16 protein-coding genes are annotated in these 13836 nt (G+C 69.2%); 3 read left to right on the top strand and 13 right to left on the bottom strand.

The genetic code is table 11. The features are described from left to right. From G3N92_RS21530 to G3N92_RS21510, 5 genes are all read right to left on the bottom strand, one after another. Nucleotides 1–654, bottom strand: a 654-nt coding sequence (locus tag G3N92_RS21530) for an FAD-dependent oxidoreductase (protein WP_206129605.1), incomplete at its 3' end; no start/stop codon positions are given. 38 nt (nt 655–692) lie between these two features. Then, a complete protein-coding gene (locus G3N92_RS21525) occupies nt 693–1061 on the bottom strand; it encodes a (2Fe-2S)-binding protein (protein WP_206129601.1) in 369 nt (122 codons plus the stop codon). 39 nt (nt 1062–1100) lie between these two features. Next, nucleotides 1101–1895, bottom strand: a complete 795-nt coding sequence (locus G3N92_RS21520; protein ID WP_206129600.1) for an ABC transporter permease — start codon at nt 1893–1895, stop codon at nt 1101–1103. Nucleotides 1896–1954: 59 nt separating this feature from the next. After that, entirely contained in the window at nt 1955–2881 is a 927-nt protein-coding gene (locus G3N92_RS21515; protein ID WP_206129604.1) for an ABC transporter permease, read from the bottom strand. 4 nt (nt 2882–2885) lie between these two features. Beyond that, the gene (locus G3N92_RS21510) at nt 2886–3971 is read right to left on the bottom strand and encodes an ABC transporter ATP-binding protein (RefSeq protein ID WP_206129599.1); all 1086 of its coding nucleotides are present in this window, start codon (nt 3969–3971) and stop codon (nt 2886–2888) included. 356 nt (nt 3972–4327) lie between these two features. On the opposite strand from G3N92_RS21510, the gene G3N92_RS21505 reads away from it, so the two are divergent. After that, nucleotides 4328–5203 carry an IclR family transcriptional regulator gene (locus tag G3N92_RS21505; protein ID WP_206129603.1) on the top strand — a complete coding sequence of 292 codons (876 nt, stop codon included), beginning with the start codon at nt 4328–4330 and terminating at the stop codon, nt 5201–5203. A gap of 183 nt (nt 5204–5386) precedes the next feature. Here G3N92_RS21505 and G3N92_RS21500 read toward each other — a convergent pair whose 3' ends face one another. Then, entirely contained in the window at nt 5387–6532 is a 1146-nt protein-coding gene (locus G3N92_RS21500; RefSeq protein ID WP_339385789.1) for an acyltransferase, read from the bottom strand. 169 nt (nt 6533–6701) lie between these two features. Here G3N92_RS21500 and G3N92_RS21495 point away from each other — a divergent pair, with 169 nt between their 5' ends. Continuing rightward, nucleotides 6702–7331 (top strand): HAD hydrolase-like protein, encoded by a 630-nt coding sequence (locus tag G3N92_RS21495; RefSeq protein ID WP_206129598.1) that lies wholly within the window; start codon nt 6702–6704, stop codon nt 7329–7331. A gap of 37 nt (nt 7332–7368) precedes the next feature. Here the strand turns inward: G3N92_RS21495 and G3N92_RS21490 are convergent, their stop codons facing one another. After that, nucleotides 7369–8334 (bottom strand): helix-turn-helix domain-containing protein, encoded by a 966-nt coding sequence (locus G3N92_RS21490; RefSeq protein ID WP_206129597.1) that lies wholly within the window; start codon nt 8332–8334, stop codon nt 7369–7371. A gap of 247 nt (nt 8335–8581) precedes the next feature. Here G3N92_RS21490 and G3N92_RS21485 point away from each other — a divergent pair, with 247 nt between their 5' ends. Continuing rightward, nucleotides 8582–9367, top strand: a complete 786-nt coding sequence (locus G3N92_RS21485) for an aldolase (protein ID WP_206129596.1) — start codon at nt 8582–8584, stop codon at nt 9365–9367. 28 nt (nt 9368–9395) lie between these two features. On the opposite strand, the gene G3N92_RS21480 is transcribed toward G3N92_RS21485, so the two are convergent. The 6 genes from G3N92_RS21480 to G3N92_RS21455 all read right to left on the bottom strand — a co-directional run bounded on the left by G3N92_RS21480 (nt 9396) and on the right by G3N92_RS21455 (nt 13645). Then, nucleotides 9396–9725 (bottom strand): VF_A0006 family four-cysteine protein, encoded by a 330-nt coding sequence (locus G3N92_RS21480; RefSeq protein WP_206129595.1) that lies wholly within the window; start codon nt 9723–9725, stop codon nt 9396–9398. A 160-nt stretch (nt 9726–9885) separates the two neighbouring features. Then, nucleotides 9886–10911, bottom strand: coding sequence for an aldo/keto reductase (locus G3N92_RS21475; protein ID WP_206129594.1), 1026 nt, complete (start codon nt 10909–10911; stop codon nt 9886–9888). 136 nt (nt 10912–11047) lie between these two features. Then, nucleotides 11048–12373: an ATP-binding protein gene (locus G3N92_RS21470; protein WP_206129593.1), complete on the bottom strand. Its 1326-nt coding sequence runs from the start codon at nt 12371–12373 to the stop codon at nt 11048–11050. Next, nucleotides 12370–13116, bottom strand: a complete 747-nt coding sequence (locus G3N92_RS21465) for a response regulator transcription factor (protein ID WP_206129592.1) — start codon at nt 13114–13116, stop codon at nt 12370–12372. The genes G3N92_RS21470 and G3N92_RS21465 overlap by 4 nt, the downstream gene beginning before the upstream one ends. Beyond that, nucleotides 13113–13265, bottom strand: coding sequence for a hypothetical protein (locus G3N92_RS21460; protein ID WP_206129606.1), 153 nt, complete (start codon nt 13263–13265; stop codon nt 13113–13115). The genes G3N92_RS21465 and G3N92_RS21460 overlap by 4 nt, the downstream gene beginning before the upstream one ends. After that, the gene (locus G3N92_RS21455) at nt 13262–13645 is read right to left on the bottom strand and encodes a GFA family protein (protein ID WP_206129591.1); all 384 of its coding nucleotides are present in this window, start codon (nt 13643–13645) and stop codon (nt 13262–13264) included. Before G3N92_RS21455 ends, G3N92_RS21460 begins: the two co-directional genes overlap by 4 nt. Nucleotides 13646–13836 lie beyond the last annotated feature (191 nt).

Raw genomic sequence — 13836 nt, 5'->3', positions numbered from 1 at the left:
GTGCGCCTGCAGCCAGGCCAGATAGAACATGCCCTTGGCGAACGTGCCGGGCTGGCGCAGCAGCTTCGGCGCGGCGGCGGCCTGCCGCGACAGCGGGTTGATGTCGAGCACGACCGCCACCTCGGCGCCGGCCCGCGCATATTGATAGGCCACCAGATACAGCAGCGGCCCGGTGCCCGCGAACACGGTGCGCCGGCCGATCGCGCAGCCCTGCGCCTTCAGCGCGACCTGCGCGCCGCCGAGCGTGTAGACGCCGGGCCGGGTCCAGCCCGGCAGCGGCGCGATGCGGTCGGTCGCGCCGCTGGCGAGGATCAGATGAGTCCAGCGCAGGCGCGCCTCGCGGCCCGCGCGCACCATGTCGAGCACGCCCGGCTCGCACGACCAGACGAGCGCGTCGGGCCGGTAATCGATCTGCGGCAGCAGTTCGGCCATGCAGCGGTGCAGCGCGTCGGCCTTGCCGGCCTCGAAGCCGTACAGCGTGGATTTGGCGCGCGTGAAGCCCGCATCGGCCGGCGGCTGGCGATAGATCTGGCCGCCCCAGCGCGCGTTTTCGTCGATCACCACCGGGCGCAGGCCGGCCGCCGCGAGCACCTCGGCCGCGCGAATCCCGGCCGGCCCCGCGCCGACGATCGCCACGCGCGGCTCGTCCGGCATCGCGCCCGCATCCGGCTCGCCGAGCCAGCCGTTCGCGCTCATGCTGCACTCCCTTGCGCGGTGAAGCCGGCCTCGGCCTCGCCGTCGGCCGAAGCGCTCACCACCGCCGTCGTCACGATCCGCATCCCGGCGCGCAGCGGCGTGGAGCACGCGCGCAGCCGCGCCCCGCTCTCCTCGCGCACCCAGCAATCCTGGCACGCGCCGATCAGGCAGAAACCCGCGCGCGGCCCGTCGCCGAATTCGCTGACGCGCACGCGGCGCTGCTGCGTCAGGATCGCGGTCAGCACGGTGTCGCCGGCCAGCGCCTCGACGGGCGCGCCGTCGAGCACGAACGGCAGGCGCGGGCGCGCGGTTTCGGCCACGCGCACGAGTTGCGGCGTGGGGAGCGGCGTGGGACGGTCGGTCATCGTAGGGGGCGCGAGGCGCGTGGAATGGAAGCGCATGGGTCAGTGCTGGCCGATCAGGATCCGGTTCAGGCCGTAGACGCGATCGAGGATCAGCATCGCCCCGGCCGTGATCGCGATCACCAGCGTCGACACCGACGCCATCATCGGGTCGATCGATTCGGTCGCGTACATGTACATGCGTACCGGCAGCGTGACGGTTTGCGGCGAGGTGACGAAGATCGACATCGTCAGCTCGTCGAAGCTGTTGATGAACGCGAGCAGCCAGCCGCCCGTGATGCCCGGCACGATCATCGGCAGCGTGATGCGGCGGAACGTGGTCCAGGCGCTGGCGCCGAGCGAGGCCGCGGCGTGCTCCACGCTGCGGTCGAGCCCGGCCACCGAGGCCAGCACCAGCCGCATCGCGAACGGCGTGACGATGATCACGTGCGCGGCCACCAGCCACGCGAACGAGCCGGTCGCGCCGATCAGCGCGAAAAAGCGCAGCAGCGCGATGCCGAGCACCAGGCCCGGAATCACCAGCGGCGACAGCAGCAGCGCGTTGAGGAATGCGCGGCCCGGAAAGCGCGAGCGGCCGATCGCGAGGCCCGCCGGCAGCGCGATCGCCAGCGAGATCGTGGCCGAGGCCACCGCCAGCTTCAGGCTGTTGCCGAACGCGGCGATGAAATCGGGATAGTCGAGGATCGCGCGAAACCAGCGCAGCGACAGGCCGTGGGTGGGCAGCGTGAGCGTCTCGTCGGGCGTGAACGCCACCAGCACCACGATCGCGAGCGGCGCGAGCATGAACAGGATCACGAGCGTGTGGAACGCGAGAGCGAGCGGGCCGTTTTTGCGCATGTCGGGTCGGGGCGAAGGCGTGAGGGGTCGGGCCGGAATCGGACGTAGGCAGTGCGGCGTCAGCCGAGGCTGCGCGTGTAGCGCCGTTCGAGCACGCGGTAGTACGTGAGCATCACGATCAGGTTCGCGACCAGCAGCAGGATCGCGATGGTCGCGCCGAGCGGCCAGTTCATCGAGCTGAGGAACTGGTCGTAGACGGCCGTGGCGGCCACCTTGAGCCGGCGCCCGCCCAGCAGCCCCGGAATCGCGAACGCGCTGGCCGACAGCCCGAACACCATCAGGCTGCCCGACAGCACGCCGGGCATCAGTTGCGGCAGCACGATCCGGCGCAGCACCGTGGCGGGCGACGCCATCAGCGACAGCGCCGCGTTCTCCGTCTGCGGATCGAGCCGTTGCAGGCAGGTCCACACCGGAATCACCATGAACGGCAGCATCACGTGCACCAGCGCGATGACGATCGCGAACGTGGTGTATTCGAGCTTGAACGGCCCGAGCCCGAACAGCGAGAAGAACTGGTTCACCAGGCCGCCGGTGTTGAGCAGCATGCTCCAGCCGAACGCGCGTACCACCACCGACACCAGCAGCGGCGCGAGGATCACGAGCAGGAACAGCGAGCGCCACGGATCGCGCATGCGCGACAGGATGTAGGCCTCGGGCGTGCCGATCGCCACGCACAGCAGCGTGACCAGCGCGGCGATGCCGAACGTGCGCAGGAAGATCGTGTGGAAATACGTCTGACTCAGCACGTCGCGGTAGTGATGCAGGTCGAACGCAGGAATCGGGCCGACCGACGGATCGAAGCGGTAGAACGACAGCACCAGCGTCATCGCGAGCGGCACCAGCACCAGCGCCACGAACAGCAGCCCGGCCGGCGCGCTCATCAGCCACATCGGCAGCCAGGCGCGCCAGCGGGCGCGGGCGGCGGGGCGCGGCGCGCCGCTATCGCTGCCGCTACCGTGTGCGTCGCCCGGCGAAACCGTGCTCAGCGTGTCATCCACGGGCGGCCTCCTGGCGGATCACGCGCACCGCCTCGCTGCGCCAGTCGATGCCGACCGCCGCGCCTTCCGCGAGCGGCTCGCCGCCCTCGTTCTGGCAGCAGGCCAGCATTTCGCCGGCGTCGCTGTCGAGCCGGTACAGCCACTGGCTGCCGAGAAAGAAGCGGCTCGTCACGCGCCCGGCCAGCCGGCCCGTGCCCGGCGCGCCGAGCGAGAGCTTTTCGGGGCGGATGCACAGCGTGACCGCATCGCCCGCGCGCATCGCGGCAGCGCCGGCCTGCGCGGCAGCGCCGGTTTCCTGCAGCCGGCTGCCGAGATCGACGCGGATCTGCCCGCCTTCCTGCGCGAGCACGGTGCCGTTCAGCAGGTTGGTCTTGCCGATGAACTGCGAGACGAACGCGTTGCCCGGATGCTCGTAGGCGCGATACGGCGTATCGACCTGGGTGATGCGCCCCGCTTCCATCACCACCACGCGATCGCTGATCGACAGCGCCTCCGACTGATCGTGCGTGACCATCACCGTGGTGGTGCCGAGCTTGCGCTGGATCTCTCGCAGCTCGAACTGCATGTCCTCGCGCAGCTTGGCGTCGAGGTTCGACATCGGCTCGTCGAGCAGCAGCACCGGCGGCGCGATCACCACGGCACGGGCGATCGCCACGCGCTGGCGCTGGCCGCCCGACAGCTCGCGCGGAAAACGCTGCGCATAGGCGTCGAGCCGCACCAGCGCGAGCGCCTCGCGCACCCGCTCGGCGCGCTCGGTCTTGCCCACGCCGCGCATCTCCAGCCCGAAGCCCACGTTCTGTTCGACGCTCATGTGCGGGAACAACGCGTAGCTCTGGAATACGATGCCGAGGCCGCGCCGGTTCGGCGCCATGCGCGTGATGTCGCGACCGTCGAGCGTGATGGCGCCGCGCGTCACGTCGAGGAAGCCCGCGATCATCTGCAGCGTGGTGGTCTTGCCGCAGCCCGACGGGCCGAGCAGCGAGACGAACTCGCCCTTCTCGACCGACAGGTCGATGCCGGCGACGGCGTGCAGCTCGCCGAACGATTTCGAAACATCCGTCAACGTAAGGAACGACATGGTCTGGCCCTTCGGTGCATCGGCACCGCCTGAAGCGATTGCATTCGATGCCGCCGACTCTATCCGGTCAATTTTTTCGACGTCAACGCGGAATTCCGAACACCGACATTAATTTTTCAGTTATTCCACTGAATAGAATCCTCATCGTTATATCGATCGGTGTGTTTCGCTGTATGGGTTCAGGGACATCCCGAATGTGCACGGCCGATGCGCGGCGCGCCGCGACGCGGTAGAGTCGGTGCCGCGCCCGGCCTGGTTCCGCCGGGATTCCGCGGAATGGAATACGGAGAGGCAAAGTGAAGGCACGGAAGCAGGAAAATGGAACGGACGGATCGAGCGAAAGCGCGAGCGATGCCATGGACAGCGGCGCGGCCTGCGCGCCGGCCGGCTCGCCCGGCGAGAATCCGTGCGGCCCCGGCGTGCTGCAACGCGCGTTCGCGCTGATCCGCGCGCTCGGCGCGAATCAGGCCGAGGGCAGCCGCGTCACCACGCTGGCGCGCAGCGTCGGCCTCACGCAGGCCACCGTCCACCGGCTGCTGCAAGGGTTGATCGCCGAACAGGTGGTGGAGCAGGACGAGCGCACCAAGCGCTACCGGCTCAGCGTGGTGTTCTTTGCGATGGCGGCGCAGGCCGGCAACCCGAACGGCATGCGCACGTTGTGCCGCCCCGCGCTGCTGCGGCTCTGCGCGAGCCTGGGCGACACCATCTTCCTGCTGGTCAAGAGCAGCTTCGACGCGGTGTGCCTCGACATCTGCGAAGGGCCGTTCCCGATCCGCTCGTTCACCGGCACGATCGGCGGGCGCGTGGCGCTCGGCGTCGGCCAGGGCAGCCTCGCGATCCTCGCGTTCCAGCCCGAAGCGGAACGCGAAGAAATCATCCGTTTCAACGTGCCGCGCATGCGCGGCTACGGCGTGCTCGACGAGGTGTATCTGCGCACCGAGATCGACCGCGTGCGCGCGCTCGGCTACGCGGGCCGCAACAGCGGCGTGCTGGAGGACATGGCCGGCGTGGCCGTGCCGATCTTCGATCAGAACCGGGTGGCAGTGGGTGCGCTCAGTGTGGGCACGCTATCCACGCGGCTGACCGACGAGCGGCTGCCCACCGTCGTGCAACTGCTCAAGCGTCAGGCCGACCTGATCGGGCCGCAGATGAACCCGTTCGACGCGGCGATGCGCGACCCGATCCAGGGGCTCACACAAGTGTATTCGACGCGGGCGGCCAATGCGGTGTGAGATGTGGGTGCTGCCGTGCGATGCCGCGCACGGTCGGTTGCCCGGCGCCGTCGGCGTTGCATGCGCAGCCCATGCCGTATGAACCGCCGCGGCGTGTTGCCGCGTCCGATCGGGTTCGCGGCTTCGGCAACCTCGCTCGCGGCCATCTCGGTGTGCAAGGCGGCGGCGTGCCGCCGTTTCCTGTCAATCGTCCTGCTTCGGCAACGCCCCCCGCGCGCCGCGCAGCCGCGCGTTGAGCGGCTCCGAGAATTGCCGGAACACCAACTGCGCCACCACGCTGGCCACGGCCACGTAGAGCAGCAGCCACACCGGCTTCCAGGCCGCGACGATGTTCGCGCGCGTCAGCGTCTCGCGCAGCACGCCGAGCACGACGATGTGAAACAGATACAGCTCGTAGCTGCGCACGCCGAAGAAGCGGATGAAGTTCGACACCCCGCCGTGCTCGCCGCCGTAGATGCCCGAGGCCAGCGCGCCCGCGCGTTCCGTGCGGTTCGCCATGCCGTAGAGCAACGCGCCGGTGCCGAGCGCGATCACCGACACGCCCCACACCACCTCCCGCATGATCGGCCCCGACAGCCACGTGGCCGCCATCGCCAATGCAACGCCCCAGGCGAGCCGTCGAAACGCGCGCGCCGACAGCGCCCGCGCGGGCAGCAAGGCCACGCCGCAGCCGATCGCGATCGCGTCGAAGCACGACAGATAGCCGTACAGCGCGACGATTTCGTCGTCCGCGTGCAGCCAGCGCCAGGCCGGCCCCGCCAACATCAGCGCGCCGAGCAGCGGCAACACGAAGCGCCGCCGGCGCAGCGCCACGCATAGCAGCGGAAACGCCAGATAGAACACCTCCTCCACCGACAGCGACCACAGGATGTTCATCGCGTAGTTGAAGTAGCCGAGCTTCGCCATCAGCACGTTGTGCCAGAACGTCAGCACCGACAGCACGGCCAGCGGCATGCTCGCCGTGTTCGGCTTGTTCGTGAACGCATGCAGGCCGAGCGCGCCGAGCGCCGTCATGATCGCGAGCGCCAGCAGCAGGCACGGTGCGATGCGCGCGGCGCGCGTGCGGTAGAACGCGAGCGGACGCACCGCGCCCAGCGAGCCGAAGCGCCGCAGCGCGGTGGCGGTGATCAGGTAGCCCGACACGACGAAGAACATCGTCACGCCGTAGTTGCCGTTGCGCGCCACCGCGCGGATCGCCGCCGACAGCCACGGCGCGTCGAACGGCGTGACGTCGAGCCGGTACGTCAGATGGAAATGCAGCAGCAGGACGGTCAGGATCGCGATGCCGCGCAGGAGATCGATGCCGGTGCTGCGGGAAGTCGAGGCCACTCGGTTGCCCTTGAAGATGGTGAAGAAGCCGCGCCTTGTTCATCAAGCGTGCATGGCGTTCGGCGTTGACGCGGCGCGCCGCGCACCGGAAGATACCGGCTCTCGACGGCCGCGGCCACCCCGCCCCGGCTTTTTGCCCCGTTTTCGCCTGGTTTTTGCCTGCCCCGCCATGACGCTCCGCCTCGCCATTTTCGACTTCGACGGCACCCTCGCCGATTCCTATCCCGTGTTCGCCGATACGCTGAACGGCCTGGCCGAACAGCACGGCTTCCGCGCGCCCGACGCCGCCACGCTCGACCGGATGCGCGGCATGAGCGCGATGGAAGTGCTCGGCGAACTGGCGCTGCCGTTCTGGAAGGCGCCCGCCGTGCTGAGCGACGCGCGCAAGCGGATGGCCGAGCGGATCGGCGAGGTCGCACCGGTCGCCACCGTGCTCGACACGCTCGGCGCATTGATCGACCGGCAGATCGCGGTGGCGGTGGCCACCTCGAATTCGGTCGAAAACGTGCGCGCCGTGCTCGGCGGCGCGCTGGTCGACCGGTTCGCGGCCGTGGAATCCAGCTCGTCGCTGTTCGGCAAATCGCAGCGGCTGCGCACGGTGCTCGATGCCACCGGCGTGGACGCCGCGCAGGCGATCTTCATCGGCGACGAGGTGCGCGACGCCGAAGCCGCCGCCGGCATTCCCGGGTTGCGCTTCGGCGCGGTGGCGTGGGGCTACACGAAGCTCGACGCGCTGCTCGCGACGCAACCGGCGATGGTGTTTCGCGAGCCGGCGGAACTGCTCGCGCTGGCGGGCTGAGCCACGCCGGGCGGTCGGCTGCGGCGCACCGTCGCCCTCACAGCAGATCGGCGCGCAACGCACGCACGCCGCGCCCCAGCCGCTGCCGCAGCAGCGCGCGCAGCGTCGCGCCATCCCCGTAGCCGACCTCGGCGGCGATCGCCTCGAGGTCGGCATTGCCGCCGCGAATCAGCGATTGCGCGTGTTCGACGCGCAAATCCTGGAAATACGCGAGCGGCGATTTGCCGAGCACTTCCTGACACCGGCGCTGCAACGAGCGCGTGCTGATCGCGAGCGCGCTGGCCGCGTCCTGCAGCGAAAACCCCGTGCGCAGGTTCTGGCGCGACCACTGCTCGAAGCGCTGAATCAGCGGATCGGCCTGCGCGAGGTGATTCGGGATGATATAGGCCGCTTGAGACGAGCGGATATCGGCCAGCAGGTAACGCGACACCAGCGTCGCCAGTTCCGGGCTGACCGTGCGCACCAGCCACAGCGCCAGATCGAGATGGCCCATCGCCGCGCCGGCCGTTGCGCCCAGGTCGGTCGGCACCAGCATCCGCGATTCGTCGAGCCGCACGGCCGGATAGCGCTGCCGGAACACCGGCGCCAGCCCCCAGTTGGTGGTGGCCTCGCGGCCGTCGAGCAGCCCCGTTTCCGCCAGGATGAACGTGCCGAGGCACGAGGCCGCCAGGCGCACGCCGTCCGCGTGCCACGCCGCCAGTTGCGCGCGCGCATCGAGCACGTCGGGCCGCGACAGCGATTCGATCAATTCGTCGGGCATCGCGGTGGCCAGCGCCGGCACGATCGCCCAATCGGGCGTGGGCCGGTTGGCGATCGGCTGCACCGGCACCGACAGCCCATGACGCGACAGCACCTTCTTGCGCACGCCCACCACCGACACGTCGAAACTCGGCGTGCCGCCCATCATCCGGGCCGACAGTTTGTTGGCGACGAGAAACACGTCGAGCGTGACGGACAACCCCGTATCGAACAATCCGTCGAGGGCGAGCACGGCGATGCGCATGGCGTGAATACCTATAAAGTGGGTATTTGCGACTTTACCAGCGAATCGCGCCGATGCTCATGTCGGCCGCCTTGCCGTGCCGATTCGCGGATCGAACCTACCGCCGGGCATGTGCCGGGCGCGCAGGCCGCTGCGCAAAGATCGTCGCCCTGCCATGCCGCCCGCGCGGCCGGACATTTTTGCCACGGCCCCGCTCGCATCGGGCGGCTGGTAAGGTAGCGGCTCACGTTTGTCGGAGAAGCCGTTCATGGCGCATCAACTCGCGGCGGCCTCGGCCGCCGGCCTTCATCGCGCGGGCCTCGACGCGGACGCGGTGCACGCCGCCCGCATCGAACTGGCCGCCTGCTTTCGTCTCGCCGCGCAATTCGGCCTGGAGGAAGGCATCTGCAACCATTTCTCGGCCGTCGTGCCGGGCCATGACGACCTGTTTCTCGTCAACCCGTACGGCTATGCGTTTTCGGAAATCACCGCGTCGCGGCTGCTGATCTGCGATTACGACGGCCACGTGATCGCGGGCGAAGGCCAGCCCGAGGCCACCGCGTTCCACATTCATGCGCGCGTGCACCACGCGATGCCGCGCGTGAAGGCCGCGTTCCACACCCATATGCCGAACGCCACTGCGCTGTGCCTGATCGAAGGCCCGCCGCTGCTGTGGCTGGGCCAGACCGCGCTGAAGTTCTACGGCCGCACCGCCGTGGACGAGCACTACAACGGCCTCGCGCTCGACGGCGCCGAGGGCGACCGGATCGCCCGCGCGATGGGCGACGCCGACGTGCTGTTCATGAAGCATCACGGCGTGATGGTGGCCGGCCCGACCATCGCCGAGGCCTGGGACGATCTGTATTACCTCGAACGCGCCGCCGAGGTGCAGTTGAAGGCCATGCAGAGCGGGCGGCCGCTGAAGGCCGTGCCGCACGAAGTCGCGCAACTGGCCTATGAGCAGATGCGGCTCGGCGATGCGGACAGCGCCCGCGCGCATCTCGACAGCGCGATGCGGCGATTGCGGGCGGCCGGCAGCGATTTCGCGAGTTGAATGAGCGCAGGCAGCGGGTGGCGGCTGGTCAGTCGAAGTGGACCGAATCCGCGCTTTGCCGGCGGCATGCCGAGATGATCGGGCCGATCGCCGCCGAGCTTTGCACGCCGGGCAGATATTGCAGCAGGCAGGTGTGATACGCCTGCTCGGTGGGCGTCAACATGCTCCATTGGCGGTAAAGCTGGTCGCAGGAATTGCGCAGCAGCCCGACGACATTACGGTTCCAGGTGTTCGACAGCGATCGCAGGATGCAAGCGTTGTAGTTGGCTTCCTCGTTGAACGCGAAGGCCGGGCTGGCGGCAGCGGCCAGCCCGGCAACCAGCACGGCGCGGACGAGGGTGTGGCGAAGCGAGATCATGAGCGCGGGCGTCCCTGTTCGTGGATCGACGGCGCGCGCCGGGGGTGGGCGCGCGCCTTGTTTGATCTGAACGGTTGGGAGCGGGGGTTTATTCCCTGAGGCGGTGCGTTTTTTTACACCACCCACGGAGGCCGGCCCCCGCCAGCCCCCGATTCCTGACTCAAACCAGCGAAGGATTCCGCTCCGCAAACCCTTCCTGATGCCAATACGGATAAGCCGGCCGCGTGCGGCTGGCCTCGTCGAGCCGCTTGACCTGCTCCGGCGTCAGATTCCAGCCCACCGCGCCCAGGTTCTGCCGCAGTTGCGCCTCGTTGCGTGCGCCGATCAGCACGGTGGCCACGGTCGGGCGTTGCAGCAGCCAGTTCAGCGCGATCTGCGGAATCGTCTTGCCGGTTTCCTCGGCCACCGCGTCGAGCGCGTCGATCACGCGGTACAGGTAGTCGTCCGGCACCGGCGGGCCAGCGTCGGCCGTCTTGTGCAGGCGGCTCGTGGCCGGCAGCGGCTGGCCGCGGCGGATCTTGCCGGTCAGGCGGCCCCAGCCGAGCGGGCTCCACACCACCGCGCCCACGCCCTGGTCGGCGCCGAGCGGCATCAGTTCCCACTCGTAATCGCGGCCGATCAGCGAGTAATAGGTCTGGTTCGCCACGTAGCGCGGATAGCCGTAGCGGTCGGCCACGTCGAGCGATTTCATCAGGTGCCAGCCCGAGAAGTTCGACACGCCCGTGTAGCGGATCTTGCCGGCACGCACGAGATCGTCGAGCGTCGAGAGCACTTCCTGTACCGGCGTGCGCGCGTCGAAGCCGTGCAACTGGAACAAGTCGATGTAATCCGTCTGCAAGCGCTTGAGCGCGGCGTCGACGGCCTGGATCAGGTGAAAGCGCGACGAGCCGACGCTGTTCGGGCCGTCGTCGAAACGGAACGTCGCCTTGGTCGAGATCAGCACCTTGTCGCGGCGGCCCTTGAGCGCCTCGCCGAGGATCGATTCGGAGACGCCTTTCGAATAGATGTCGGCGCTGTCGAACATGGTCAGGCCCGCGTCGAGGCAGATGTCGACGAGCTTGCGGGCTTCGGCCACATCGGTCGCGCCCCATGCCTCGAAGAATTCGCCGGAGCCGCCGAACGTGCCGGTGCCGAAGCTCAGTACCGGAACCTTGAAACCTGATGCGCCGAGATGTCGATATTCCATGCCAGTTCCCGAATGGTGAGGTGTGGAAAGCAGGCGGCGGCAGGCTGCCGCGGCCAGGCCCATAAACCTAGCGCAACTCGGGAAATCGTGCAGGCAGGCGGCGCGTGGCGATCGCGCGGCCCGCCTGCGGAAACGCTCAGCCGCGCCGCTTCAGCGTGAGCCGCGCAGCCAGCCCGCCGCCGTCGCGGTTGCGCAGCGTCAGCGTGGCGTTCATGGCCTGCGCCAGTTGCCGCGCGATCGCGAGGCCAAGCCCGGTGCCGCCGGTGCCGCGGTTGCGCGACGTCTCGATCCGCACGAACGGCTCGAACACGGCCTCGAGCGAGGCCTCGGGAATGCCCGGCCCGCGGTCGAGCACGGCGATCTCGGCGCCGCCGGCGGTCAGCGTCAGTTCGACCTGCGCCGCGCCGCCGAACTTCAGCGCGTTGTCGACGAGGTTGCCGATCACGCGCCGCAGCGCCTGCGGCGGCGCATCGAGCGAGACGTCGGCGCGCTTCGCGAACGCGACGTCCTGCCCGGCGTCGAGGTAATCGCAGACGATGCTGTCGAGCAGCGCGTCGAGATCGATCCGGCGCGCCGCCTCGGACGTGCTGTGTACCGTCCGCGCATAGGCCACGCCCTCCTTCACGAGCTGGCCCATTTCCTCGAGATCCTGCCGCAGCTTGGCGGCCTGCGTTTCGTCGTCCATCACGTCGACGCGCAGCCGCATCCGCGTGATCGGCGTCTGCAAGTCGTGCGAGATGGCCGCGAGGATCTGCATGCGCTCGGCGGTGTAGGTGGCGATGCGATCCTGCATCGCATTGAACGCGCGCGCGGCGCGCGCCACCTCGGATGGCCCCGATTCGGGCAGGCGCTCGCCCTTGAGATCGGGGCCGAGCGCGTCGGCGGCGTCGGCCAGCGCATGCAGCGGGCGCGTGGCGAGCCGCACCGCGAGCCAGCAGCAGGCGGCCAGCACCGCAAGCTGCAACAGCAGCACCAGCGGCAGCCAGCCCGACAGCGGGATACCGGACATCGGATGCATGTCGATCGTCAGCGGCGAGCCGTCGCTGAGCTTCAGGTGCACCTGCATGTGTTCGGTGTCGCCGGGAATCTCGTTCGCGGTGACGGCGTAGGTGCGGCCGATGCCGTCGGTGATCGAGCGCTCGACGCGCGCCGACAGCGCCGCATCCACCGGGCCGCCCGGTTCGCCCGGCCCCAGCTCGAAGCGGTAGCTGCGGCGCGCGAGACGCGGCAGCCACGCGGCGCGCTCGTCGGCCGGCAGATGATCCAGCAGCGCCACCGACGCCACCACTTCGCGCTCGATGTAACCCATCATCAGCGTGGTGGTGGCCTGGTCGCGCTCGGTCAGCGTGAGCCAGAACGACAGCATCTGCGCGACGGCCAGGCCCACGCAGAGAATCAGCGCGAGACGCGCGAACATCGAGCGCGGGCCATGCAGGCGGCGCAGACGGTCGAGCGCGCTCATGCGGGCTCGTCGATGGCCGTGACCGACGACGAGAACACGTAGCCCTCGCTGCGCAGCGTCTTGATGTAGCGCGGCTCGCGCGCGGTGTCGCGCAGGCGCTGGCGCAGGCGGCTGACGAGCAGATCGATCGAGCGGTCGAACGCGTCGGCCTGCCGGCCCTGCGTGAGATTCAGCAACTGGTCGCGCGTCAGCACGCGCTGCGGGTTGTCGAGGAACACGCGCAGCAGCCGGTATTCGGCGCCGCTCAGGGCCACCATAGTGCCGGTCTCGTCGAGCAGATGGCGGCCGGTGGTGTCGAGCCGCCAATCGCCGAACGCCAGCCATTGCGCGGCCTCGCTGACCTCCATGCCGGGCGGCAGCATGCGCGTGCGGCGCAGCACCGAACGGATCCGCGCATACAGCTCGCGCACCGCGAACGGCTTGGTCAGGTAATCGTCGGCGCCCATTTCGAGGCCGACGATGCGGTCGGTTTCCTCGTCGCGCGCGGTCAGCATCACCACCGGCACGGCGCGATGCTTGCCGGCGCGCAGCTCGCGGCACAGCACCAGGCCGTCGTCGCCGGGCATCATCACGTCGAGCACGATCAGATCCGGCGCGCCGTTCTCGAGCGCGGCGCGCATCTCGCGGCCGTTCGCGGCCAGCGAGATGCGCATGCCGTTCTTCTCCAGATACTGGCCGACCAGCTCGCGGATGCCGCGATCGTCGTCGACGATCAGCACGTGGTCCGGGCGCTCGGCGTTCATGCGCGGGCCTCGCGGCGGCGCATCACGGCCGGGCCGCGCGAGCCGAGCGTGTGGCATGCGAGCGGATGTGCCAGCTCGGCGGCGAACCCGCCGGCCACGAACGCGACGATCGCGAGCAGGCGCCGCAGCGGATGATGGGCGGGGGTCATGCGTCCTCCACGACGGATGCGGCCGCGCCGTTGGCCACGCTGAATTCGAGCGCGTACGGATCGACGCCGTCGAGGCAGCCGATGTTCACGCGCCAGCGCAGCGGGTCGAGGCGGGTCTGGTGAAACGGGTAGATGCCGCAATGGCGGCAGAAGTAATGCTTCGCCACGCGGGTGTTGAACTGGTATTCGGTCAGGGCGTCCTCGCCGGCCAGGATCGTCAGATCCTCGCGGGCCACCATCGACGACATCAGCGCGCCCTTGCGGCGGCACAGGCTGCAGTTGCAGCGCACCGCCGGATCGAGCGCGGCGCGCACCGAAAAGCGGACGGCGCCGCAGTGGCAGGCGCCCAGATAGGTTTCGGGCTGGATCTCGGCATTCATCGTGTGTGCTCCTTGGCGATCGGGAATGGACCGATTTATAGCCGATCGCGCCCTGCGTTTTGTGTCGCAATGTATCTGAATTCCGCCAGGACACACAACATTGCACGGGCGTGGCGCGGCGGAAACATTGCCGATACCGCCGGGCGTTCCAATGGCTCCATCGCCACTCGACGCCCAAGGAGGCTCCCCGA

This window comes from Burkholderia sp. Ac-20379 (genome assembly GCF_017104645.1).
Taxonomy (GTDB): domain Bacteria; phylum Pseudomonadota; class Gammaproteobacteria; order Burkholderiales; family Burkholderiaceae; genus Burkholderia.
The sequence above is the reverse complement of the archived record's forward strand: the minus strand, read 5'-3'. Positions and strand labels throughout refer to the sequence as shown.